This window comes from Candidatus Neomarinimicrobiota bacterium (assembly GCA_041862535.1).
In the GTDB taxonomy this organism is placed as follows: domain Bacteria; phylum Fidelibacterota; class Marinisomatia; order SCGC-AAA003-L08; family TS1B11.
On the sequence record JBGVTM010000086.1, the window covers coordinates 1 to 21,881 of the forward strand.

24 protein-coding genes are annotated in these 21,881 nt (G+C 55.6%); 19 read left to right on the forward strand and 5 right to left on the reverse strand.

Annotation, left to right across the window (positions count from 1 at the left end; genetic code table 11):
• The 18 genes from ACETWG_03370 to ACETWG_03455 form a co-directional block, all read left to right on the forward strand.
• Positions 1 to 340: FlgD immunoglobulin-like domain containing protein (locus ACETWG_03370; protein ID MFB0515626.1), on the forward strand; the 340-nt coding region annotated here is incomplete at its 5' end.
• Positions 337 to 1,278 carry a hypothetical protein gene (locus tag ACETWG_03375; protein ID MFB0515627.1) on the forward strand — a complete coding sequence of 314 codons (942 nt, stop codon included), beginning with the start codon at positions 337 to 339 and terminating at the stop codon, positions 1,276 to 1,278. The genes ACETWG_03370 and ACETWG_03375, both read left to right, overlap by 4 nt.
• Positions 1,279 to 1,301: 23 nt before the next feature.
• The gene (locus tag ACETWG_03380; GenBank protein ID MFB0515628.1) at positions 1,302 to 2,177 is read left to right on the forward strand and encodes a hypothetical protein; all 876 of its coding nucleotides are present in this window, start codon (positions 1,302 to 1,304) and stop codon (positions 2,175 to 2,177) included.
• Between the two features lie 102 nt (positions 2,178 to 2,279).
• Positions 2,280 to 3,395, forward strand: a complete 1,116-nt coding sequence (locus ACETWG_03385; GenBank protein ID MFB0515629.1) for a divergent polysaccharide deacetylase family protein — start codon at positions 2,280 to 2,282, stop codon at positions 3,393 to 3,395.
• A gap of 139 nt (positions 3,396 to 3,534) precedes the next feature.
• Positions 3,535 to 3,984, forward strand: coding sequence for a hypothetical protein (locus ACETWG_03390; GenBank protein ID MFB0515630.1), 450 nt, complete (start codon positions 3,535 to 3,537; stop codon positions 3,982 to 3,984).
• Positions 3,985 to 4,146: 162 nt separating this feature from the next.
• The gene (locus ACETWG_03395) at positions 4,147 to 4,737 is read left to right on the forward strand and encodes a LemA family protein (GenBank protein ID MFB0515631.1); all 591 of its coding nucleotides are present in this window, start codon (positions 4,147 to 4,149) and stop codon (positions 4,735 to 4,737) included.
• Positions 4,738 to 4,761: 24 nt separating this feature from the next.
• A complete protein-coding gene (locus tag ACETWG_03400; GenBank protein MFB0515632.1) occupies positions 4,762 to 5,520 on the forward strand; it encodes a YgcG family protein in 759 nt (252 codons plus the stop codon).
• Positions 5,520 to 5,969: a TPM domain-containing protein gene (locus tag ACETWG_03405; protein ID MFB0515633.1), complete on the forward strand. Its 450-nt coding sequence runs from the start codon at positions 5,520 to 5,522 to the stop codon at positions 5,967 to 5,969. Before ACETWG_03400 ends, ACETWG_03405 begins: the two co-directional genes overlap by 1 nt.
• Positions 5,970 to 5,982: 13 nt before the next feature.
• Complete coding sequence (locus tag ACETWG_03410) at positions 5,983 to 7,197, forward strand: hypothetical protein (GenBank protein MFB0515634.1); 1,215 nt, start codon at positions 5,983 to 5,985, stop codon at positions 7,195 to 7,197.
• 177 nt (positions 7,198 to 7,374) lie between these two features.
• Positions 7,375 to 7,836: a hypothetical protein gene (locus tag ACETWG_03415; GenBank protein ID MFB0515635.1), complete on the forward strand. Its 462-nt coding sequence runs from the start codon at positions 7,375 to 7,377 to the stop codon at positions 7,834 to 7,836.
• 2 nt (positions 7,837 to 7,838) lie between these two features.
• Entirely contained in the window at positions 7,839 to 8,201 is a 363-nt protein-coding gene (locus ACETWG_03420; protein ID MFB0515636.1) for an MGMT family protein, read from the forward strand.
• A 24-nt stretch (positions 8,202 to 8,225) separates the two neighbouring features.
• Positions 8,226 to 8,945: a hypothetical protein gene (locus tag ACETWG_03425; GenBank protein MFB0515637.1), complete on the forward strand. Its 720-nt coding sequence runs from the start codon at positions 8,226 to 8,228 to the stop codon at positions 8,943 to 8,945.
• A gap of 209 nt (positions 8,946 to 9,154) precedes the next feature.
• Positions 9,155 to 9,772, forward strand: coding sequence for a hypothetical protein (locus ACETWG_03430; GenBank protein MFB0515638.1), 618 nt, complete (start codon positions 9,155 to 9,157; stop codon positions 9,770 to 9,772).
• Positions 9,773 to 9,929: 157 nt separating this feature from the next.
• The gene (locus tag ACETWG_03435) at positions 9,930 to 10,628 is read left to right on the forward strand and encodes an aspartate/glutamate racemase family protein (GenBank protein MFB0515639.1); all 699 of its coding nucleotides are present in this window, start codon (positions 9,930 to 9,932) and stop codon (positions 10,626 to 10,628) included.
• Entirely contained in the window at positions 10,625 to 11,236 is a 612-nt protein-coding gene (locus ACETWG_03440; GenBank protein MFB0515640.1) for a uracil-DNA glycosylase family protein, read from the forward strand. Before ACETWG_03435 ends, ACETWG_03440 begins: the two co-directional genes overlap by 4 nt.
• A 21-nt stretch (positions 11,237 to 11,257) precedes the next feature.
• Positions 11,258 to 12,337 (forward strand): MBL fold metallo-hydrolase, encoded by a 1,080-nt coding sequence (locus tag ACETWG_03445; protein MFB0515641.1) that lies wholly within the window; start codon positions 11,258 to 11,260, stop codon positions 12,335 to 12,337.
• Between the two features lie 129 nt (positions 12,338 to 12,466).
• Positions 12,467 to 12,994, forward strand: coding sequence for an O-acetyl-ADP-ribose deacetylase (locus ACETWG_03450; protein ID MFB0515642.1), 528 nt, complete (start codon positions 12,467 to 12,469; stop codon positions 12,992 to 12,994).
• 73 nt (positions 12,995 to 13,067) lie between these two features.
• Positions 13,068 to 14,039: an aldo/keto reductase gene (locus tag ACETWG_03455; GenBank protein MFB0515643.1), complete on the forward strand. Its 972-nt coding sequence runs from the start codon at positions 13,068 to 13,070 to the stop codon at positions 14,037 to 14,039.
• 64 nt (positions 14,040 to 14,103) lie between these two features.
• Here the strand turns inward: ACETWG_03455 and ACETWG_03460 are convergent, their stop codons facing one another.
• Positions 14,104 to 16,947: a M16 family metallopeptidase gene (locus tag ACETWG_03460; GenBank protein ID MFB0515644.1), complete on the reverse strand. Its 2,844-nt coding sequence runs from the start codon at positions 16,945 to 16,947 to the stop codon at positions 14,104 to 14,106.
• A 134-nt stretch (positions 16,948 to 17,081) separates the two neighbouring features.
• On the opposite strand from ACETWG_03460, the gene ACETWG_03465 reads away from it, so the two are divergent.
• The gene (locus ACETWG_03465) at positions 17,082 to 17,960 is read left to right on the forward strand and encodes an aldo/keto reductase (GenBank protein MFB0515645.1); all 879 of its coding nucleotides are present in this window, start codon (positions 17,082 to 17,084) and stop codon (positions 17,958 to 17,960) included.
• Between the two features lie 43 nt (positions 17,961 to 18,003).
• Here ACETWG_03465 and ACETWG_03470 read toward each other — a convergent pair whose 3' ends face one another.
• From ACETWG_03470 to ACETWG_03485, 4 genes are all read right to left on the reverse strand, one after another.
• Positions 18,004 to 18,405 carry a secondary thiamine-phosphate synthase enzyme YjbQ gene (locus ACETWG_03470; protein ID MFB0515646.1) on the reverse strand — a complete coding sequence of 134 codons (402 nt, stop codon included), beginning with the start codon at positions 18,403 to 18,405 and terminating at the stop codon, positions 18,004 to 18,006.
• Positions 18,406 to 18,504: 99 nt separating this feature from the next.
• A complete protein-coding gene (locus tag ACETWG_03475) occupies positions 18,505 to 19,761 on the reverse strand; it encodes an asparagine synthetase B (protein MFB0515647.1) in 1,257 nt (418 codons plus the stop codon).
• A gap of 177 nt (positions 19,762 to 19,938) precedes the next feature.
• Positions 19,939 to 20,577, reverse strand: a complete 639-nt coding sequence (locus tag ACETWG_03480) for a GNAT family N-acetyltransferase (GenBank protein MFB0515648.1) — start codon at positions 20,575 to 20,577, stop codon at positions 19,939 to 19,941.
• 30 nt (positions 20,578 to 20,607) lie between these two features.
• Positions 20,608 to 21,881: tetratricopeptide repeat protein (locus ACETWG_03485; protein MFB0515649.1), on the reverse strand; the 1,274-nt coding region annotated here is incomplete at its 5' end.

The window sequence follows — 21,881 nt, forward strand, 5'->3', positions numbered from 1 at the left end:
ATCCACATCCACTCCGGGGGAGGTGCGTTTTTATGCTTACCCCAATCCCTTCTACCTGGCGGAAGACAATTTGCGGGATGGCGCTGGCCACGTGCGATTTCAATACCACAAGACCACGGCCGAGGCCAGAGAGACGGCACGGGTTTCCATCTATGATTTCGCCATGGATCCGGTTGTGTCCTTGACGGAAACACGACCTCCCGCCGCTGGCGCCGGGGACTTCAGCATGGTGTGGGACGGTCGTAATGAGGCCGGTTATCAGGTGGCCAACGGGGTCTATTACTGCCGACTGCGACTCGGCCAGGCTGAATACTGGACGAAGGTAGTGGTGATCAAATGAGGTGGCCGCTGGCTGTTCTAACAGCCGTAACCCTGCTATGGGGAGGAGGACCGGCCACGGGTGGTTACGCGGGAGCCTTCGCGCGGGTTGGTAGTGATGCCCGCAGTGTAGCACTGGCCGGTGCCCTGGTAGCTGAGGTCAACTCGGGCTACCTCGCCCTGACCAATCCTGCCAGCCTGGTCTATGTCCAGCGGCGGGAAGTGGGGCTATCCTATATGACTTTGCCCCTGGACCGGTCCGTTCAAAGCCTTAGCCTGGCTGTGGGGCTGCCGCCAACAGCGGCGGTCGGCCTCAGCTATCAGCGGGCCGGCGACGATAACATCCAGGGACGCAACAGCATTGGGCAAACCACTGAGATGTTGGCCTATGGCGAAAACATGGTGGTTCTCTCTTTTGCCAATCGTCTTAATCCGACCATTAGTGTAGGTCTCAACGCTAAACTGTTGTTTATTGACCTGGCTGATGAAGGTAGCACAGGCTTCGCCCTCGATCTGGGCTTGTTCTACCACCGGCCCGGTGGATTTAATCTTGCGCTCAAGATGCAAAACGTCACCGGCACCTATTCTTGGGAAGTAGCAGCATCTCAAGGTAAGCGGAAATATATGGATCATCTCCCCCTCATTGTGAGTGTCGGTACTCGCTTGCCCTGGCGACATTTTACTTTCTTTGGCCAGACGGAGGTGATGGTGCCAAAGATAAAGGAAGGCAAGCGTGTTGGGTACGGCAGCCTGGTGCCTGTTTCCCGTTTTGCGGTAGAGGACCTGTTGGCTGAACGATATTTCATACGGGGTGGATTGGAACAAACGACGCCCACCCTGGGTGCGGGTCTGCGCTACTCCATCCGCCAGCGCTTTGATAGCAGAGTAGACTACAGCCTTTCCTTTGGGAAGTCCAGCGAAGGAATGGGTCACCTGTTTACCTGGATTTTTAGCCTTTGATGATGCCAGTCCGTGAAAGGCTCATGCAGTTGAGGATACTGACTACAATTCTGATAGGCTTGACGGCGGTCCAGTCCCTTTTCGCCCTTGGCTGGCGAGCCTCTCACTTGCCCGGATCTGCAACCGCCCTGGCACTGGCAGGCAGTGGCACCGCTCTTCCTGGAGACATATCTCTGTCTACTGTCAGTCCGGCGCATGTATGGGGTCTGGGGAGGGAGGCGGTGGAATTTGGGTATCTCCGGATGTTCGGCGACCTAGTCGGGTATGGTGTGCGATGGCAGAGCTATAGGCGGTCCAGACCTGTGCAGCTGATCCTGAGGTCAATGACCGAAGATGAGATCGAGCTCCGGGGAGAAGTACCCACTGCTGAGCCCCTGGCTTATTTTAGCGCGCGCCTACTGTCAGTAACCCTTATCCAGGGATGGCGGTTGGGCACCACCAAGCTTGGCTGGGGTTTGACCTTCGCGTATCAGCGGATTTTCGAATACTCGGCTAGAGGACTATGGTTGTCAGCGGGCTGGCAGGGAGAGGCCCTGTTGTGGTTGCGGTGGGGCCTTACCGTCACCAACCTGGGTGTGGGGGAGGCACTGGACCAGGAGCGGGACCCGGTGGCCCTCCGCGCCGGTGCGGGGGTGGCTGTCAAAACGCCCCTGAAGAAAAGCTATCTGTCCTTTGATCTGTGGTTTGATGAGCAGCAGGGTATCCTTCCGAGTGCAGGCTGGCATTGTTCGGGGCGGTTTCTGCGGCTTATGGCCGGTATCCGCTGGGAGAACACCGCTCCTCTCCTGGCGGTGGGATTTCAACTGGTTTACCGTCGGTGGGCGGTGTCCTCTGCCTACGGCTACCAGAACCGGGCCCTGGGTCAGCCGTATATGGTGTCGCTCAGTCGGTGGCTATAGCTTAGGCCTGGTTGCCCCTGAAATTGCGGTGACGGCAATTCCAACAGTTCAGCTAACCACCTTTTAATTGGAGATAAACGATCCGAAAAGGAATTGTGTGGAATGTCCCTGAGTAAGCCTTTGAAGGATGTACAGCCCAGGATACTCACAATCCTCTTCATATCGCTGGTGATTGCTGCCTTGGGGTTTGTGGCATGGCATACGGTCTTCTCCTGGATGACGGAGCAGCGGCATGTCCAGCGGGAGGTTCCCCAATTGCGTTCCGATGTGGTGGCTGAGCTCGAAGAAATCGGACTCGCGCGGTCGCCGGTGATTGAGAAAAACGGGGCGATACGGTTTGGCCATCCGCCTACCATGTCTTCGGATGACCTGATGCTTCTGTTACGACGTATCATGGAGCGCTATGATCTGGTCTTAACCTCGGCGGTGAAATTTGAGGAGCGTCGGGAGCTCTATGTGGAGTTGAGTTCCCGGCAGCGGCACGTTGTGGTGCGTCTAATCTTTGCGCCGGGATTGAAGGGAGAGATGCTGGCGGGTACAATCCGTGGGCGCATTGGCATCATCGTCGATGATTTCGGTTACATCCGCAATCGTCTCACTGCCGGGTTCATGAGTATGAAGGAGAAGCTCACCTTTTCGGTAATTCCCGGGCATCGCTATTCCCGGATTCTGGCTGAGGAAGCAGCCCGGTCAGGTCATGAGGTGATCATCCATATGCCCATGGAACCGGAAAACTATAACGGCCGGGATGAGGAAGAGTTCATCCTGCTGTACGGCATGGAAAAGGACGAAGCCCAGGCTCGGATCAGGCGAGCTTTCCAAGAAATACCCCAAGCAGTGGGCATGAATAACCATGAGGGCTCCCTGGCCACCTTGGATACCGTTTTGCTCGATGTTCTGGCCGCCGAGCTTAAAAGCAGGGGCAAGTACTTCGTGGACAGCTACACCACTCCCGATACCCGGGCCCAGGAGATCATGGAGAAAAAGGGCGTTCCTGCTATCGGTCGGCATTTGTTTTTAGATAATGTAGATGACCCGAATTATGTCCGCCGACAACTCGCCCAACTGGCTGCTAAGGCCGAGAACACTGGCGTTGCTATCGGGATCGCCCATGTAGGATCCAGTCATCTGAATACCCTGGAGGTACTGTCGGAAGAGATTCCCAAGCTAAAAGACCGGGGATTCGAGTTGGTTTTCATCTCAGAGCTTGTCAAGTAAGTGTCGAAAGCGGTGCCATGGCATCGGGAAAGAGAATGGGCATTAAAGTGGGGATATTGTCAGATTCACTGGGCATATTGAAGCGGGAGCGGGCCTGGCCCGGGAGGACCTGCTTATCACCCAATGGAGGTCAACTACCGTGATTCTACAGCGCAAAGTGTACCTGCTCGTGGCCCTTACAGGTTTATTGTTCATGGTACCAAGGTGCGGCGATTCGACCAGCGATACCATTGATCCTGATGACCTTATCGGAACATGGTGGAACATCACCTCGGGTGTCACGCTCACCTTTGAAAGCGAAACAGAGGGTCAGGTGTATGAAGTGCGGGATCCACAAGGTGCGTATAGCCATCTCCTGGAAGGAAGCGATGATCTGCTGGTGCGGGGGTATTGGGCTGTGACGGGGAATTCCCTGTCCCTCGCTGATGAAATTGGTCCCGTGGCCTGTCCTTCTACCACCGACCGCTTTGTGATTACCATGAACCAGGCCAGGACGGTCATGACTTTAACTCATCTGGGTGACGAATGCCTGCTTCGGGCCTCGGTTCTGGCTGATCATACCTGGCAGCGGCGAGCTGATGGGTCCTAAAAGAGGGTACGTTGGTTGCGGCTGCCGCCCCGGAGAGTCGCGCGGCACCCAGTCTGAGAAATGGCCAGCTAGCAACCACTTGCCCTACACAAGGTGCCGGAGCGGTAAAGTATTATTAGATTTATTGAACAAACGGTCCATTATTAAAGGAGTGTGAGTAATATGCGAAAAGGTTGGATCATTCTTATCGTCGTGGTCATCGTCCTGCTTTTGCTCGGACGGTGGTATGTGAGTACCCGCAACGGCTTCGTCGCCAAGGACGAGGGTGTAAAGACGGCCTGGAGCCAGGTGGAGAACGTCTACCAGCGGCGGGCGGACCTGATCCCCAACCTGGTGGAAACGGTGAAGGGGGTGGCCGGTTTCGAGCGGGAGACCTATACGGCCGTCACCGAGGCCCGATCACAGGTTAACAATATCAATATGGAGGGGATTCTCGACGACCCTGAGCGTTTCCAGCAGTTCCAGGCAGTGCAGGGGGAACTCAGCAGCGCCTTGAGCCGCCTGATGGTAGTGGTGGAAAACTATCCCCAGCTGCGGGCTAACCAGAATTTCCTGAATCTCCAGGCCCAGCTGGAGGGTACGGAGAACCGTATTGCGGTAGAGCGGCGGCGATTCAATGAGGCCGCCCGAACCTATAACACCGCCATTCGCCTCTTTCCCGGCAGCATCGTGGCCGGAATGAGCGGTTTCCAGTCGCGGACTTACTTCGAGGCTCAGGAGGGTGCGGAGGAGGCACCCCGGGTCCAGTTTTAGTCATATTTCGCTCGGATTGATATTATGCGCCCTCGCCGATTGCCTATCGGTTACCTGCCGGTTATTCTCTGCTTGGCCGCATCTTTTGCTGCGGCTAAGCTGAATTTTCCGGCCAAGCCCGCCGCGCGGGTGAACGACTATGCTCACCTGCTCAGCCAGCAGGAAACCGCCTATCTGGAGCGCAAGCTGGCTGCGTGGGAGGAGGCTACCTCCAACCAGCTGGTCATTGCCACCTTTGAGGGTCTGGAAGGGGAGGAACTGAACGATATCTCCATCCGCATTGCTGAGATGTGGCAAGTCGGCCAGGCGGGGCGTGACAACGGGGTGCTTATTACCGTATTCCTGCGGAATAGGAAAATGCGCCTGGAAGTGGGCTATGGCCTGGAAGGCGCATTGCCTGATGCCCTGGTGAATGACCTCCGTTTGAACCTCATCAATCCGCACTTCAGGGAGGGGGAGTATTTCAAGGGCCTGAACCTGGCCACGGACGCAATAATTGCCGCCGTGGGTGGCGAATATGAAGCCCTGCGGCAGTCCAAGCGGGTGCCCCGGCAGCGGGGTTGGAGTGGCGGCGTAGGTCTGATTTTCATGATGATCTTTTTCTTTCTGTTGCTGAGCCGTGGTGGCCGGGGCGGTATATTGCCGGCCCTCTTCTTACTGTCCCTGGGCAGCGGGATGGGCCGACATTCCGGCGGCTTTGGCAGCTTCCGCGGGGGTGGTTTTGGAGGCTTCGGTGCCGGTGGTGGTGGCTTTGGCGGCGGCGGGGCCGGAGGAGGCTGGTGATGAACAAGGTGGAAACATACGTCCGGCAGCTGCTTAGCGATGACGACTTCATGGCCATTGATACGGCTATCAAGACCTTCGAGAAAAAGACCAGCGGTGAGCTGGTGGTCAGCTTCCAGGTAGTCTGCCGGGGCGATCCCTACAAAGAAGGCCGTAGGGTGTTCAACCGGCTGAAGCTCTACAATACCCGGGAGCGGAACGCCATCCTGGTGGTCATCTTCGTCAACAGCCGGAAATTCGCTGTCCTGGGGGACCGGGGTATCAACGAGAAGGTGCCCGGAGGCTTCTGGGATGAGACGGTAGCGGCGATGGCAGATCACTTCCGGGAAGAGCGCTACCGCGAGGGACTTGTCGAAGGCATCCAGATCCTGGGCGGTCAGCTAGTGACCTACTTCCCTTACCGAGCGAACGACATGGACGAACTTTCGGATGAGGTGCGGTTCGGCTAGGAGACTCTCGGTTATGTGTAAAAAGATCACCCCGCTATACCTGTTCCTAGTATTGGGTATGCTGATCAATACTGGGTGTTTTAGAGAAGAAGAAGTTGAAACTGAAGAGCCGGTGATTAATCCCTTCATGCAGTACTATAACTGGCGACAGGCCGCTCCGCCGGTAGGGAAACGCTTGGGCGATCGCCGGAAACTGGCCTGGTGGAACCCTTACGTCGAGGTGAACACCAATGACATCTGGCCCCAAATGCAAACATCAATCCGGGCCAGGAACCTGACCACCCTTGTCCTGGTCGTTGATGCACTATTTGAGGGAGGATACGACGGGATCGTCACTGATTCTCTATGGGGCGGGGTGACTTATCCGCTTCTGACCAGCGATTATGACCAAACCCTGAGCAAATTCTTTGAAATCTGGATAAAGGGGTTCCAAGGCCAGCTGCATATTGACTTGGGTAGCATTAGTGAGGATATCAACAGCAACGGATTGATCGATACCGAGGACCGGCCGGTCTCCGGCTTCACTGAAGGAAACGGCCTGTTGGAGGAAGGAGAGGATGTGGGGCTGGATGGTTGCCCTGACGAGTTCGAGGACGGCATGGGTGGCTGCCTGAGCGGGGACTTCAACGGCGATGGCACCACCAGCGAGGACGAGGCTGTTCGAGCTGATAATGATGGTGATGAGACCGCCGACGAGGATTCAGTAGGCGTGGCCCGCATGATATACGACGGGGTAGTCGATGCTATTTACGATGGCCCCCGGGTACCGTGGGCTGATCTGGACGATCCCAATGGCGATAACTTCTCCTTTACCAAAGCATTCGATCCTAATAGTTCTCGGAATGATGATATCAATGGCACTGAGGGCAATAGCCAGATTGCTGCGGGGAGCTACCCTGATACGGAGGACTTGGACAGACTCGGCGGGATTCATCCCGAGGATCAAAATGACTACTTCACCTTCAGTTTCCAGCTCGATCCCAACCACCCGGATTTTGATCCAATCCTAATGGCAGAAGCCACCGAGTATTCTGATGGAACACCTACGGGTTGGCGACTGTTCCGCATACCGCTCACCTATTTCGTACGTGTGGGTGATAAGACGGTGAACTGGGATAATGTCAAGCACTTTCGAATGTGGATAGACGGCCTGGACGGAACCCAGTCCAACGATGGTCTCAACGCCCGCATCCAGATTGCCAGCATCGAGTTTGTGGGCGACGAATAGGTCTCATTAGGTCTCAGGCCAAGTGCCAAAGGTCCTTAACTCTGCAATTAACCATCTACGCCACTGTCTGACCCAGCTCCTGGTCAAGTGGCCAAATTAAGTTAGGGTGGCGGTTGCGGGGATTTACCTGCAACTGAATCATTACAATAATCAATCGCTGAACTCTGGAGACTGCTTGTGGTCAGAAAAGCCGGTTACGTCGCTCTATTCGGGATCATTGTGGCTGTCATCGGGGTAGTCACCCTGAGGCAAAGGTTTGCCATCGGTCCGATAGTGTTAATTGTCAGTGTGGTGCCTCTTATAGGCTTATGGCTGGGCCGGCGGTCCTTTAAAGGTGCCCTGCCTGACCTCATTTTCGGAGCGCTTGACACCGGCCTGCTTGCCATACCCGCCCTGTGGGGTGGGATGCTGTTCGGGGTGGCCGGGGCCATTGCTGGCGGGGTGGTCGGTGACGCCCTCACAGACGGCATCGCCGGGTTTTTCGAGGGCGGCATAGCCGAATGGCTGCGTGACAGGGGCATCGAGGAGTCCCGCGAGCCGGTCACCACTTCACTGGGCAAGATGGCCGGCTGCCTGTTGGGAAGCGGGCTGGTGCTGACAATCGCCCTGCTCCTGGGCATTGCCCCCGAATTCACATAATAGTGCCGGATTCACTCTATCATCGTGTCTATGCGGTGGTGCGCTGCATTCCCAGTGGCCGGGTCGCCACTTATGGTCAGGTAGCGGCGGCGGCTGGGCTGCCCGGCCCGGCCCGGCTGGTAGGCTATGCCCTGCATAACCTCCCTCACGATTCGGATGTGCCCTGGCACCGGGTGGTCAGCGCCTGCGGCGGCATTTCCCTGGATGAAAAATTCGGCGCGGGACGACTCCAGCGGGCACTGCTGGCAGCGGAAGGAGTTACTTTTCACAAGCGAGGTGGAATCAACCTTGAACGCTATCAGGTCCGTGACTTGAAAAGCGGGGTGGGGACTCTCCAGGAACAGAAGTCAGGCATAGCATTATAAAAGAAGTTAAAGAAGCGGTCTGCCATGAATTTTCGTCTGTCCTCTAAAGCCATGATTTCACTTATGCTGCTGTGGGGCCTTGTTGGTTGTTACAGCGATGAGGAGCCCGATTATGTTTTTGATTATGATTTGCGGGATGATCTACAGGGCTGGGCAGGTGGCTTTGCTGATTTCCCGGTGGACACCACCGGCTGGCCGGATTTTGAGCTTGTCTGGGGACAAAGAAACTTGCCGTCGAACCTGGGGACGGGCGGGGGTTTGTACATCTCCGGGAAAAACTATAGCGACGATTTGTTCATGTTCAACAAGCGGCTGGTCTGGGACCTGAAGCCTTATACTGCATACAAGGTGAGATTTCAAATTGACGTCGCAACGAATGCTCCCTCCCAGTGTGGCGGTATCGGTGGACCGCCGGGTGAATCTGTTTATCTGAAAGCCGGTGCCACCATCATGGAACCGGACACAATCGCGGAAGAGGGCTATTACCATATGAATATCGACAAGGGTAATCAAGCGGCAGGAGGGAAGGATGCCATTGTGCTGGGCCATATCGGCAATTCCAACACCGACTGCCTGGATCCGGTGTATGAAATCAAGTCCTTTGACAGCAAGTCGCAATCCTTCCAGGTCACCACAAGTGAGGGTGGCAACCTTTGGATTTTGGTAGGGACCGATTCAGGCTTCGAAGGCAGAACCAGCCTGTATTACACCAAGGTGTGCGTAACTTTGACCAGGGAGCCGTAAGCATGGTGGGAGATTAAAAGCACCTCCCAAATCCATCACAACCACTGCCAACCTTCCCCCTGCCCACTTATCTGAAAACTAGCATTTACTCAGCCAGACGGATGACTTAGGCCGGCCCCACTTTCTGGACTGTTCGGATTTTAACAGTTCTTTTACAATATTGTGACAACTCTGTTTATCGCTCTTGGCATATTGGGGTAGCGAAAACAATGGGAGGTTACAATGAAAGAAATGAAGGCAGTCTGGGCGGGGATTTTCGTTTTGGTCTCATGCACTTGGGCGATCCAACCCGTAAACGTCAGTTTTCGACTCGGTGGCCCCATCACCGGCGCCCAGTTTTTCCCTGGATCAGCGCCGAGGGGGCAGCATGGGCAAGTGTTCCTTCCAGCGGTGGGCTGAGCTATGTCCGTGTAACCAGCAAGTTTGAAGAGCATGATTCCTACGACTACTATTCCCGTAGTGAGATCGTTCGATTGGTAATGCCCAAGGTGGGAGGCCGCTGGTATGGTGCGCCGGTAGGCAATCTAAAGCACTATGCGGTCGCAGAGGCGTTTTATGTAATCCCGTTTGTTAGTGGAGAAAGGGATGGGAAAAAACTGACTTCTGAGGAAAAAAAGGAGCTCAGGGATTTGTTTGACATCTTCGGCCTGAGCCTGGGTTATGGCAGTGAGTATTATTTCTCCAACCAGTTCTCCGTTGGTGGTGAGCTTCTAATGAACTGGGCCTACTGGGATTATGACGAAGACGATGACGACTGGTCCTATGAATCAAGTCTTTTTCTAGGTGCGACACTGGCTAGAGCCACCTTCAATTTCTATTTCAAGTAAGCGGGTTTGGCCTTCAGCCTCTCCAATGGGAGTAAGGGCAATCCTTCCCCACCAGGGCGGCTTCACCGTAAACTTGGCGGTGTTTGCTCCAGGGTAAAAGCATGGAAGCACCAGGTCGAATCCGAAGGACTGTTTCCTTATCAGCTAAGGGCAGCCCATGAAAGTTATCGGCCTCATCGGGGGATTGAGTTGGGAATCCTCGGCGGAGTACTACCGGATCATCAATGAAGAGGTGCATCGCCGCCTGGGGGGCAGTCACTCGGCGAAAGTAGTTCTTGTCAGCGTTGATTTTCATGAGGTGGAAACTCTCCAACATCAGGACCGGTGGGGTGAGGCCACGGCGCTCATGGTGGACGCAGCCCGGAAAGTGGAACGGGGTGGCGCCGAAGGGCTGGTCATTTGTTCCAATACCATGCACCGGATGGCTGATCAGGTGGCTGCCGCTGTGACTATTCCCCTGCTTCATATTGCTGACGCCACTGCCAGGGCTATCAAAGCCGCCGCTTTGAAGAGGGTGGGCTTGCTGGGCACCCGCTTCACCATGGAGCACGATTTCTACAAGGGCCTGCTGACCGCCCAACACGGTCTGGAGATCATCATTCCCGATGAGTCCGACCGGACGATGGTGCATGAAGTTATTTTTGATGAACTGATCCACGGGGAACTGCGGCCTACCTCAAGGAAGGCTTTCCTGGAGATCATGGAACGGTTGGTTTCCCGAGGGGCCGAGGGTGTCATTCTGGGTTGTACGGAAATCCCGCTGCTGGTGAGGCCGGGGGAAGCGTCAGTGCCCCTGTTCGATACTACCGCGCTGCACGCTCACATGGCAGTGGAATGGGCATTGGCTGAGGATTGAAGCCGTCTTACCAAGCATTTACTGACCGGGTGCGTGCCTGTCGCCTGTGCCAGGGACGATATTTTGAACACGAGCCCCGTCCCGCCTTTGTGGCGGAGCCATCCGCCAGGGTGTTGATTGTAGGTCAGGCGCCGGGGAAGCGGGTGCACGAGACCGGACTGCCGTTCAATGATGTCAGTGGGGACAACCTCCGGGAGTGGATGGGAGTGAAGCGGGAACAGTTCTATGATCCTACCATTTTCGCTATTATTCCCACTGCTCTGTGCTACCCGGGTACGGTGAAGAAACAGGGGGACCTGCCCCCGCCGGCCATCTGCGCCCCCACCTGGCACCCGGGATTTCTTGAATACATCACGCCGGAGCTCATCCTGCTGGTGGGCACCTATGCCCAGGCCTACTACCTGAATCAGAAGCGGCCGGTATCCGATGTGGTAGCCCGCTGGAGGGAATATCTTGAGGATGGGCTGTTTCCCCTGCCGCACCCCTCGCCGCGCAATCGCCGTTGGCTCAGTGAGCGGCCCTGGTTTGGTAAGGAGTGCATCCCGGCCCTGCAGGAGCTGATTCGAAAATACCTGCCCGAGCCGCAGCCGTGCTTTGAATACAAATGAACAAAGCCTATTTTTAATATCATGATTCAAATCAGAAGAAACAACCGGCTCGCCGGATTATACCGTGCCACCGGTATCGCGCTACTCCTACTTTTCAGCCTCAACTGCGCCGGTATGGCTTACCGTGTTGCTCCCGATCCCGGCCTGGAGCCTCTGACACCGGCAGACTTACCCTATAGTGAGGTTATACAGGTGCAGTACCTTGGCACCGGCGGTTACCTGTTCCAGCGCGATGGGTATGGTCTACTCACGGGATCTCTCTACTCTAATCCAGGCTTGTTGCGGGTTGGATTCTGGCATATCTCAGCTGACACCGTTCTCATCAATCAGCTGCATCCACATAGGCCGAAGGTAAGGGTGGAGGCTATTCTGATAGGCCACGCCCATTACGACCACCTGCTGGATGTTCCCTATGTGGCCTATAGTTTTGACCAAGAGGCGACGATCTACGGGAATGCTTCTGTCGGCAGGATCATGGCCGCCGCCAACTCATCCCTGTGGAAGAGAACGAAGGTACTAGACACGGAGCTGGCACGGGAAGGTCTCCCTGGGGTATGGTTCTACGTGGCTGACAGTACGATCCGCTTCATGGCCATTGAATCCGACCATGGGCCCCATGCCTTGGGTATTCACGTGATGCGAGGGGAAGTCAAGGAGGGATTAAAAGCGGTGCCCAAATGTGCCTGGGCCTGGAGAGAGGGTGAGACTTTCGCTTATTTGATTGACTTTCTCAGCCCTGAAGGTTCCATCGACTTCCGCATCCATTTCCAGGATGCCACCAGCCATTATCCCCTAGGCGCACCACCTGACTTTGCACCCCAGGATACCCACCGCATAGACCTGGCCATTGTTTCGGTGGGATCCTGGTTCCAGGTACCCGACTACCCCGGTGCTTTCCTGCGGAATCACCAGCCCCGCCACGTCATCCTGGGACATTGGGAGAACTTCTTCCGGTCACCTCTAAAGCCTCCCAGGCAGATTCTCTACTCCACCAGACTCTGGTCATTTATCCCGTACATTGAACGCAATTTACCGGCTGATGCAGACTGGCTCCTGCCCAAGCCGGGAGCGACGTACTGGTTCACACCCGCGCGGCCTTAGGGCCATCTACAAGCATCGTTGGCTATGTGGCAAGTGAGCCCCTTTTTGCCATCCAGCCTTTGCCCCTATGTTAAATTCGGTTACGAGGGCTGCGTAAGTATTTCCTTTTGAAACGGAGGACAGATTAATATGGCTGCGCGCGTCACATTGATTCAGGGCGATATTACCCGGGAGCAGGTAGATGCCATTGTCAATGCTGCTAACGAGCGTCTGCTGGGTGGGGGAGGCGTGGATGGTGCCATCCATCAAGCTGCCGGGCCGGAGCTGCTGGAGGAGTGCCGCACCATCGGTGGCTGCCCCACTGGCGAGGCGCGCATCACGAGGGGGTATCGGCTGCTTGCTCGATATGTGATTCACACGGTAGGCCCGGTCTGGCGGGGCGGTGGCAGAGGCGAGCCCGAGCTGTTGGCTTCCTGCTATCGCAGCTCGCTGCAGCTGGCGGTGGACAGCGATGTCAGGACAATAGCTTTTCCCTCCATCAGCACCGGCGCCTATGGCTTCCCTATCGAAAGGGCGGCGCCAATTGCCATTGAGACGGTGCAGGATTTTCTGGCTGAGGAACCCTCTATCGACGAGGTGAGGTTCGTTTGCTTCAGCCGGGAGGATTATCAAGTATATCAGCAGGAGCTGCAACGGCGAGGCATTGAGGTCCTATAGCCTGAGTGATCCACGGGCTGGTTGTCAGCAACTGCTGAGTTTTTCCCGTGCCAAGTAATTTGGAGAGGTGTCTATGGAATACACTACCCTTGGTCGTTCAGGATTAAAGGTCAGCCGGCTCTGTCTGGGGACGATGAATTTCGGCCCCTACACCAGCGAGGCCGACAGTTTCAAGATCATGGACCGAGCCCTGGAGCTGGGAATCAACCTCTTCGACACGGCCAATACCTATGGTTTGGAAAAGGGTAAAGGCTTTACCGAACAGATCATCGGGCGTTGGCTGACCCAGGGAGGCGGGCGTCGCGCAAAGATTGTGCTGGCCACCAAAGTGTATGGTGACATGGGTGAAGGGCCCAATGACCGCCGACTATCGGCCTACCACATCCGCCGGGCCTGCGAAGAGAGCCTCCAGCGCCTGCGGACCGATCATATCGATCTCTACCAGATGCACCACATCGACCGGGAAACCCCATGGGAGGAAATCTGGCAGGCTATGGAGCAGCTGGTGCACGAGGGCAAGGTGCTGTATGTAGGCAGCAGCAACTTTGCTGGTTGGCATATTGTCCAGGCTAACAGCATTGCGTCCGCCCGCCATTTCATGGGGCTGGTCTCCGAGCAGAGCCTCTACAATCTTTCCGCGCGGACTATTGAGCTGGAGGTCATCCCTGCCTGCCGGGCCTATGGGCTGGGGCTCATTCCCTGGAGTCCATTGGGAGGGGGCAAGCTGGCGGGCGCACTGCAAAGGCTGACCGAAGGGCGACGGGCCTCCGACGCGATCAGGCAGGAGGTGGAAGAAATCCGCCCGCAGCTGGAAGCCTATGAATCGTACTGCAAGGAGCTCGGCGAGAAGCCGGCCGATGTGGCTCTGGCGTGGCTGCTCCATCAACCCGGTGTAACCTGCCCCATTATTGGACCCCGGACTATGGACCAGCTAGAAGGCAGCCTCCGGGCACTGGGAATCCAATTCTCCGCTGAGAGCCTTTCCCGGCTGGACGAAATCTGGCCCGGGCCTGGTGGTGAAGCGCCCGAGGCTTATGCCTGGTAGATACTCCCTGCGGGCAATAAGGTAGCAGGTTGTGGCTGAATGACTTTGTGCTAACCTTCTTTGTTTACTCACTCACCTTTTCGGGATAGAGGGACACCCGCACGTAATTATCGATTACTAGATATCTCCGGGCGGCGCTTTGAATTGCTTCCATAGATAAGGCGTCCGCCAGCTCGTCGTATTTGAGGATGCCGCGGAAATCCTCTCCGTTATAGTCATAGCTCTCTATTATATCGAGCCAGAACTCGTTTTCCTTCAGGTTGGTTTCACGTTCCCGGCGCTGGCTTTCTTTAACCTTCGTGAGATACTTCATTGTTGTGCCATAAGTCTTCAGACTATCAATCTGTTCAAACACTACGTCCGTTAATTCCTGGACCCGCTCCGGGTCACAGCCAAAATTGACTGTTAGCCGGTAGCGCTCGACCGGGTAGTGAGATGGGGCTGCCCAGACGCCGACTCCATATGTACCCCCCAGGTCTTCGCGCAATACTTCCCTGAGTTTGATGCGCAAAACCCGGGCCAGGGATCCCAGCTCATAGCGGTTCTGACGACTCCATTCAAAGGGGCCAGTGAAAATGATCTGCGTGAGACTCTTCGGTTCTATTCCCTTGTGAAGTTTCTTAGTTATCACCCCCTTGGGGGGCGAAACCCCCACATTCTTCCAGGTTTCATCCCGATTCAAGCTGGGTAGGCCGCCCAAGTAGGTTTGGATCAGAGGCTTGATCTCGTCTAAATCGAAGTTGCCCACCAATACGAAAATAAAGTCACTGGCATCGGCGAAGCGATCTTTGTAGAAGTTGTAAGACTTCTCCAGGTCCATTTCGTCCAGGAGTTTCAGCGACCAGGGGCGCCGCCGGTAATGGTGTTGGGACAGGGTCACTTGGGTGGTATCCTGAAAGGCCGCCTCCGGGCTGGCATTCCGGTTCTCCAGATAGCCCTTTATTCGCTCTCTGAAAGCAATAAATGCTGTGCTGTCTTGTCGCGGCGCAGTGAAATAAAGATAGATGAGCTGGAACATGGTCTCTGTGTCCTGGGGCGATGAAGAGCCGGTCAAACCTTCCTGGAGTTCACTGATAAATGGTGAGACCCGTACCATTTTTCCCGCCAACCGTTTCTGGAGCTCGATGTCATTGAAAGCACCAATACCGCCTTCGCTGATCACATCCGCCGACGTCAGTCCGGCCACATGAGACTCATCGTTGATGAGAGAAGTCCCCCCATCACTGTAGGCTACGAACAGGATTTCATCGTTCTTGAAATCGGTGGGCTTAAGGAGCACCCGCACACCGTTAGCCAGCTTCCATTCGTGGAGTCCCAGTTCTGCCATTGTGACTTCAGCGACGATAGCTACCGGTTTCGGTACCGTTGCTACCAGCGGCTCGGCAGAGACGGCTTCGCGATAGGGATCAATCGTCATCGCTTCCACAGTATCAAAGATTGCCAGGAGAGAGGGTTCATCGGGAATATTGACGCCTTCTTTTTCGGGTATGTTGACCATGATGACCCGGTTTTGATCGGTAAGCCATTCCCTAGCAAGCCTATTTACCTCTTCCACCTGGATGCCCGGCAGGTAGCGCTTGTGTAATTCGTACTCGTATTCGATTCCCGGTGTGGGCTCACCAATCAGAAAATAACGGACGTATTCACTGGTATAACGACTGGATTCGGTCTTATCCCGTTCCTGAAAGGCCCGCTCCATTTGCCGCAGCAGGTCCATTTTCTGGCGCTTCAATTCCGAGGCTGTAAATCCGTGTCGGGCGACGCGGTCGGCTTCAATCAGCAGTGCTTCCAGTCCCCGCTCAATCCCATTATCGCTTACCGCTGCGCCCAAAAGGTATACCTCCTTCGTGCGGACAAAGCGGCCCTGTCCGGAGTAACCAAATAGAAACGGGGCCTCAGGCTTCTTGGTAAGCTCCTCCAGGCGCTCATTCAACATAGCGTTATACAGGCTTCGGGTGATCCGCTCCCGATAAGCACCATGGGTGGTTTCATCTTTAATCCCCTGCTTATAGTAGACACTGACCTGCGAGCCGGTGGCTTCGGGGTCGGAGGCGATGGCTGCCAGGGTTTCTTCATGATCCGGAACGGGGAAGTAGACCCTCTCGCGGGGATCAGCCACCAGCGCTAGCTTGCTGAAGTGCTTTTCGATTAAGCCTTCCATCCAGTTCCTGTCAAAATCACCAACAGCGACGACGGCCATGAGGTCCGGGCGGTACCAGTCGTTGTAAAAGCGCCTGACCGCAGCATAATGAAAGGTATCGAGCACCGCCTTCTGACCGATGGGCAGGCGTACCGCGTACTGAGAATCCTTGAACAGGATCGGGAATTGTTTGTCGAGCATCCGGGCTTGCGCACCCCGGCCCAGCCGCCATTCCTCGATGACAACGCCGCGTTCCTTTTCAATCTCTTCATCTTCAAAACTGATGCCATGGGCCCAGTCTTCCAGGATCTGGAAGGCTTTGGCAACCATTTCAGCGCTATCGGTGGGGACGGTGAGCATATAAACAGTTTCATCAAAACTGGTGAAGGCGTTCAGCTCCGGCCCGAAACGCATGCCGATGGATTCCATATAATCCACTAGTTCCTGTTTAGCAAAGTGACGCGTACCGTTGAAGGCCATGTGTTCGGCCAGATGAGCCAGTCCTTGTTGGTCATCATCCTCCAACACTGATCCGGCATTCACCACCAGCCGAAGCTCAGCCCGCTTCTCCGGCTTACGGTTCACACGGATCATGTATCGCACCCCATTTTCAAGGGTGCCGGCTGTCACCTGCGGGTCAACGGGCAGGGGCTCTTCGGGCGGAATAGTTCGGGGAAGGCGAGTAATCTTCTCAGTGGGTGGTGGACCAACGCAGGTTAACAAAATAATGGGAAATAGGGCAAGGGCAGTCAGGAGAGCTCTTTTCATAAGTGATCTACTTCCTTTGTTGTCTGAACAGGGGCGAAGGAAATATCTTACCAACAGCGATATGAACCTAATTTGCAGGTCAACTCTGCCTACTGATAATAATTTAATTATCCATATTATGTTTGGGTGATAATATGGAAAAACGCTCCTTTGGAGAAACCGGGCACGAGAGCACAGTGGCCGTCTTCGGTGCCGGTGCTCTTGGGCGGGTCACTCAACCTGAGGCGGACGCCGCTCTGGAATTGCTCCTTACATACGGGGTTAACCATATCGACGTGGCCCCTTCCTACGGCGAGGCGGAGCAGCACCTGCGGCCATGGCTTGCTGCACACCGAGAACACTTTTTCTTGAACTGCAAGACCCTTGAGCGCACTCAAGACGGTGCCGCCGCCGAGCTGCGTCGCTCACTGGAACGCATGGGGGTGGAGGTCATCGATCTCTACCAGTTCCACGCCGTGAATGTCATGGCGGAGCTGGACAAGGTGACTGCCCCCGGCGGCGCACTGGAGGCGGTGATCGCGGCCCGGCGGGACGGGCTTATAAGGTTTATCGGTATCACCGGTCACGGCCTGGCGGCACCGCAGGTGATGAGCGAAGCTCTCCGGCGCTTCGATTTTGACGCCATCATGTTCCCCCTTAACTTCATCCTATATTCCGACCCACAGTACCGGGCAGAGGCCGAAAACCTGCTCGAGATTTGTAATGATCACGGCGTGGCCGTGCAGGTTATCAAGGCCGTGGCAAGGCAATCCTGGGACGATGATCCCCTGTCCCATCCTACTTGGTATCGACCTTTCGATAATCCCGAGATTATCCAGCGGGCGGTGATCTTCGTACTGTCACAGGATATCACCGCCCTGGCAACTCCCAGTGACCTACACCTTTTGCCATTGGTGCTGGAGGCGTGCGAGCACTACCGACCAATGCCGAATGAAGAGCAGGAAGCGCTGATCATTGAGGGGAGGGAGTACGAGCAGATTTTCACCCTCCAGGGGCGAGAGAGGCTGGACTAGTTCGGATGCTGGCTTCTGGATGCTGAGGGCTGACCGCTATGAGTTAGCAGCCCCTAGCCAGCTGTAGGTGTACCTTCCTGATTCGGGGGCCGTCGAACTCGGCGAAGAAGATCCCCTGCCAGGTGCCCAGTACCAGATCGCCATTATCAACAATTACCTGCACGGAAGCACCGATGATAGAAGACTTGATATGGGCGGCGGCATTGCCCTCGAGGTGACGGTAGCGGTCCTCAAAGGGGATGACCTTGTTCAGCTCCATGGTCAGGTCACGGATCACGTCGGGGTCGGCATGTTCGTTGATGGTGATGGCGGCGGTGGTGTGGGGTACGTAGAGGGTCAGCACCCCAGAGGTAACGTCCTGCTGCTTGAGCCACTGGCGCACCGGGCCGGTGATCTCCACGAATTCCACCCGGCTGGTTGTTCGTACGGAAATTGTTTCCATAATTACAAGCTACAAATTCCTGGTTTCCAGTTTCGAATTGTTAGTTGTCCGTAGTCCTTGATGCGAAGTTCATAACAAGCCCCAAGCCCCCAGCCCCAAGATTCACGTCTTCCGCTCTTTCTTGCGGGCGGCGGGGAAGAGAATGTTGTTGAGGATCAGGCGGTAGCCTGGCGAGTTGGGATGGAGGGCCAGGTTGGTGGGTGGATCGCCCACGAAGTGCTGATAATCCTCCGGGTCGTGGCCGCCCAGGAAGGTGAAGGTGCCCTTGCCCAGGTTACCGTGGATGTAGCGCACCTCCTCGGTCCCTTCCCGTTCTCCCAGGATGACTACGCTTTTCTTCAGGGTGCTCCGCCGGAAGTTGGTGGTCTGGCCCATGAAGCCCTTGATAACGCCCACGTGATCCTGGGTGAGCATGGTGGGCACGGGGTCATACTTGGCGGCGAACTCGAAAAGGGTGAAGTAGTCGTTCTCAGCGGAGCGTGCGAGAGGTTGGTGACTCGGTGGTATGTCAATGGTGGAATATTCGTAGATTGCAGGATCGGTGTAGAGCTGATAGTTCTCGAAGGCAACCCCCCTGGAAAAGTCCAACTTGGCATTGGCATTGGGATCTGCGGGAGTGTCGTCGAAGGGGATGCCCGCAATATCCACCTCCTGGGCAGCCAGGGCGATGTCCCAGCTGTCAGTGGCCGAGCACATGGCAAACAGGAACCCGCCGCGTACCACATATTCTTTGATGGCCCAGGCCACCGTTTTTTTCAAGGCGGGTACGTCAGGAAAGCCCAGTCTCCGGGCCAACGCATTATATTCCCGTTCCTGCTGGCGGTACCAGGGGGCATTCGCGTAGCTGCGCCAGAACTTACCGTGCTGCCCCGTAAAATCCTCGTGGTGCAGGTGGATCCAGTCATATTTCGACAGGGCTCCTGAAAGGACTTCCTCGTCGTAAACGGTAGCGTACGACACCTCGGCGTAGGTCAGGGCCAGGGTAACGGCATCGTCCCATGGCTGCTTGTTAGGTGGGGTATAGACGGCGATGCGGGGGGCTTTCTCCAGGAGAATCACATCCATGTTGTTGTTTTCAATCGTAGCGTAGATCTGCCCCAGCTGAGCGGCATCAACCGATTCGGTGGTAACGCCCCTGACCTGGCATTCCCGCTGAATCTCAGGCAGGGCATCAGTCAGAAAGGCACCCCCACGATAATTAAGGAGCCACTCCACATTAACGTCCCGTTTTAAAGTCCAGAAGGTCACACCGTAGGCCTTCAGGTGGTCTCGCTGAACCGCGTCCATGGGAATGAGGAGCTTCTGCGGCCACAACAGATTCAGACAAAGGATAAAGACGAGAGTAACTGACCTGAACATGTTCTACGTTATGATTTGCTAGTGCTAGCTGCCAGCATTTAGCCCTCAATCTCTGGTACTAATCTTCACCTAGTGACACTCTTCCTTGATGGAAAGCCCCTGGTTCGTAATAATGAACACTCTTCGGTTCATCTCCGCGCTCGGGGTCTGTCAGCGTCGGCGTGTCTACAGGGAGAATCACGCTAAGATTTTAACCATTCGATAAAGGCCCTGATGTCCGATCCGCCTTATCAGCCGCTTGCTCCTGACGCTGTTCACAATGCTATAACCCAGGCGCGAATAGAGACGGCAGGCCCCATCATTTTCAATATCGACATCCAGGGCGCATTTACGCATACCCTCAGATTTGGCCTGATACTCAGCATAGGCAAGCAATTGGGTACCAATGCCCTGGCCCTGGTAGTCAGGCAGGACCGCTAAGGTATTGATGAAATATTCGTCGGGCGCCGGTTCCCTGATCCTGGACAGGGGCACGGCGTTCCAGATAAAGCGGCCCATTCTAGGGACGCCATATATGTTGAGTAGTTGCTTGGCCATTGTCAGAGCCAGGTTCCTGATCAGGGGGCCGGGATATGCCAGCAGCAGGCCCACCACCTGATCACTTTTGATTGCTATATAGGCGAATTGGTGGCTGAATAGGTTGCACGCTTCTGCGAAGAGTTTTCCCAATACCTCCTGTGCCATTCCCGGTTCGCCCAAACCAAACAGAAAGTCTCCCAGTTCGCCCATGGGGAGATATATCAATTGGGTACCAATTAGGGCATCGTCGGCGTTGGCAGCCCGAATTTTTATGTTGTCTGGCGTCTTGAGTTCCATTCTGGCGCTCTTATATATTGCCGCTACTGCTCAATTCGCCTCCGGATTCAGCACTCGGTAACGCAGGCGGATGGCGTCGCCATAGATACTCATCGGAAAGGTATCCAAGAAAGAAAGGTAGCGATTGGAAGCCAGCTCTGTATTTGCCAGTAGGTAGTCGGCCAGCTCGGCGGCCAGCAGCAACCCGAGCTCCGAAAATTCCGTTTCCCCGGGGATGGCAAGGCACAGACTCTCTGCCTCCCGGTAGTCCCCATGTAGGGCATAGAGGTGGGCCAGCCGGTATTGTAGGATGGGGGATACGGGCGTGTGATCTTCTGCCAGCGTGGCTGAGAGCACGGCAATAGCCTCGCTGCGGCGGTTCTGCCGCAGAAGATGCTCACTCGATACGAATGCCTGGTACTGTTCCGGCCAGTCCTGGAACCGCAGCGCCAGGACGGACAGTTCCATAAGATCGTTGAAGTAGGGGTTGTTGGGACCCAGAACGGCCATCCGTTCCCCTATAGCGGCCAGCAATGAGTCGTGATCCCCAAAGAGGAACAGCAGTTCTACTTCCTTGATCTCTACCAGGTTCAGCTGGTCTTTAGTTTTCAGCCGGGATCCGGCTTCCTGGCGGACCTGCTCCGCCGCCTCCAGGTCCCCTTTGGCAATCCAGACGTCAATCAGGCGCAGCAGAGCATCCGGGTGGTATTGAATAGCAGAGCGGTTCAGAAGAATGGCCTGGAAGTCAGCAATAGCTCCGTCGAAATCATCAAGGATACGATACTTGATATCCCCGAGCCGCAATCGCGCCCGTGGATTCCGCCAGGTAGTGATTAATGAATCGTACAGGACCATTGCTTGGCGTAAGGGTTCGAGCTGAGGTTCCTCGACCCGGATATACGGTAGCGCGAAAAAGCGGTTACCTTGATAAAAACCAGACAGGGGCAGATCTAGCTGGTGGATTTTACTCCGTTCCTCGTAGATCCTGGCCAGCGTCATGACCGCCTGTTCGTACAATGCCGAGGCCTCAGAATCGGCGAGGATTTTCTCCATAAGTTGCTGGGTAAGGTCCCACTCCCCTTCGGCCAGCAAATCCTGTCCCAGGTTCAGCTGCTCACTGGGTTGGGCTTCCAACTGCTGATAGAGGTCCACCACCCTTTGGAAGTTCCGGTGCTTGAATTCGACACTGGCTAGGATGCGGAGAGCAGCAGGTGACCCATCTTGGGAGAGCTTTTCCCTGAGCATAGAGATGACCTCCGGTTCAGTTGGAAACTGGAGGAGCTGGTTGGTTATGTTAGTGATGGCTCCGGGCTCGTTAGTAAGAT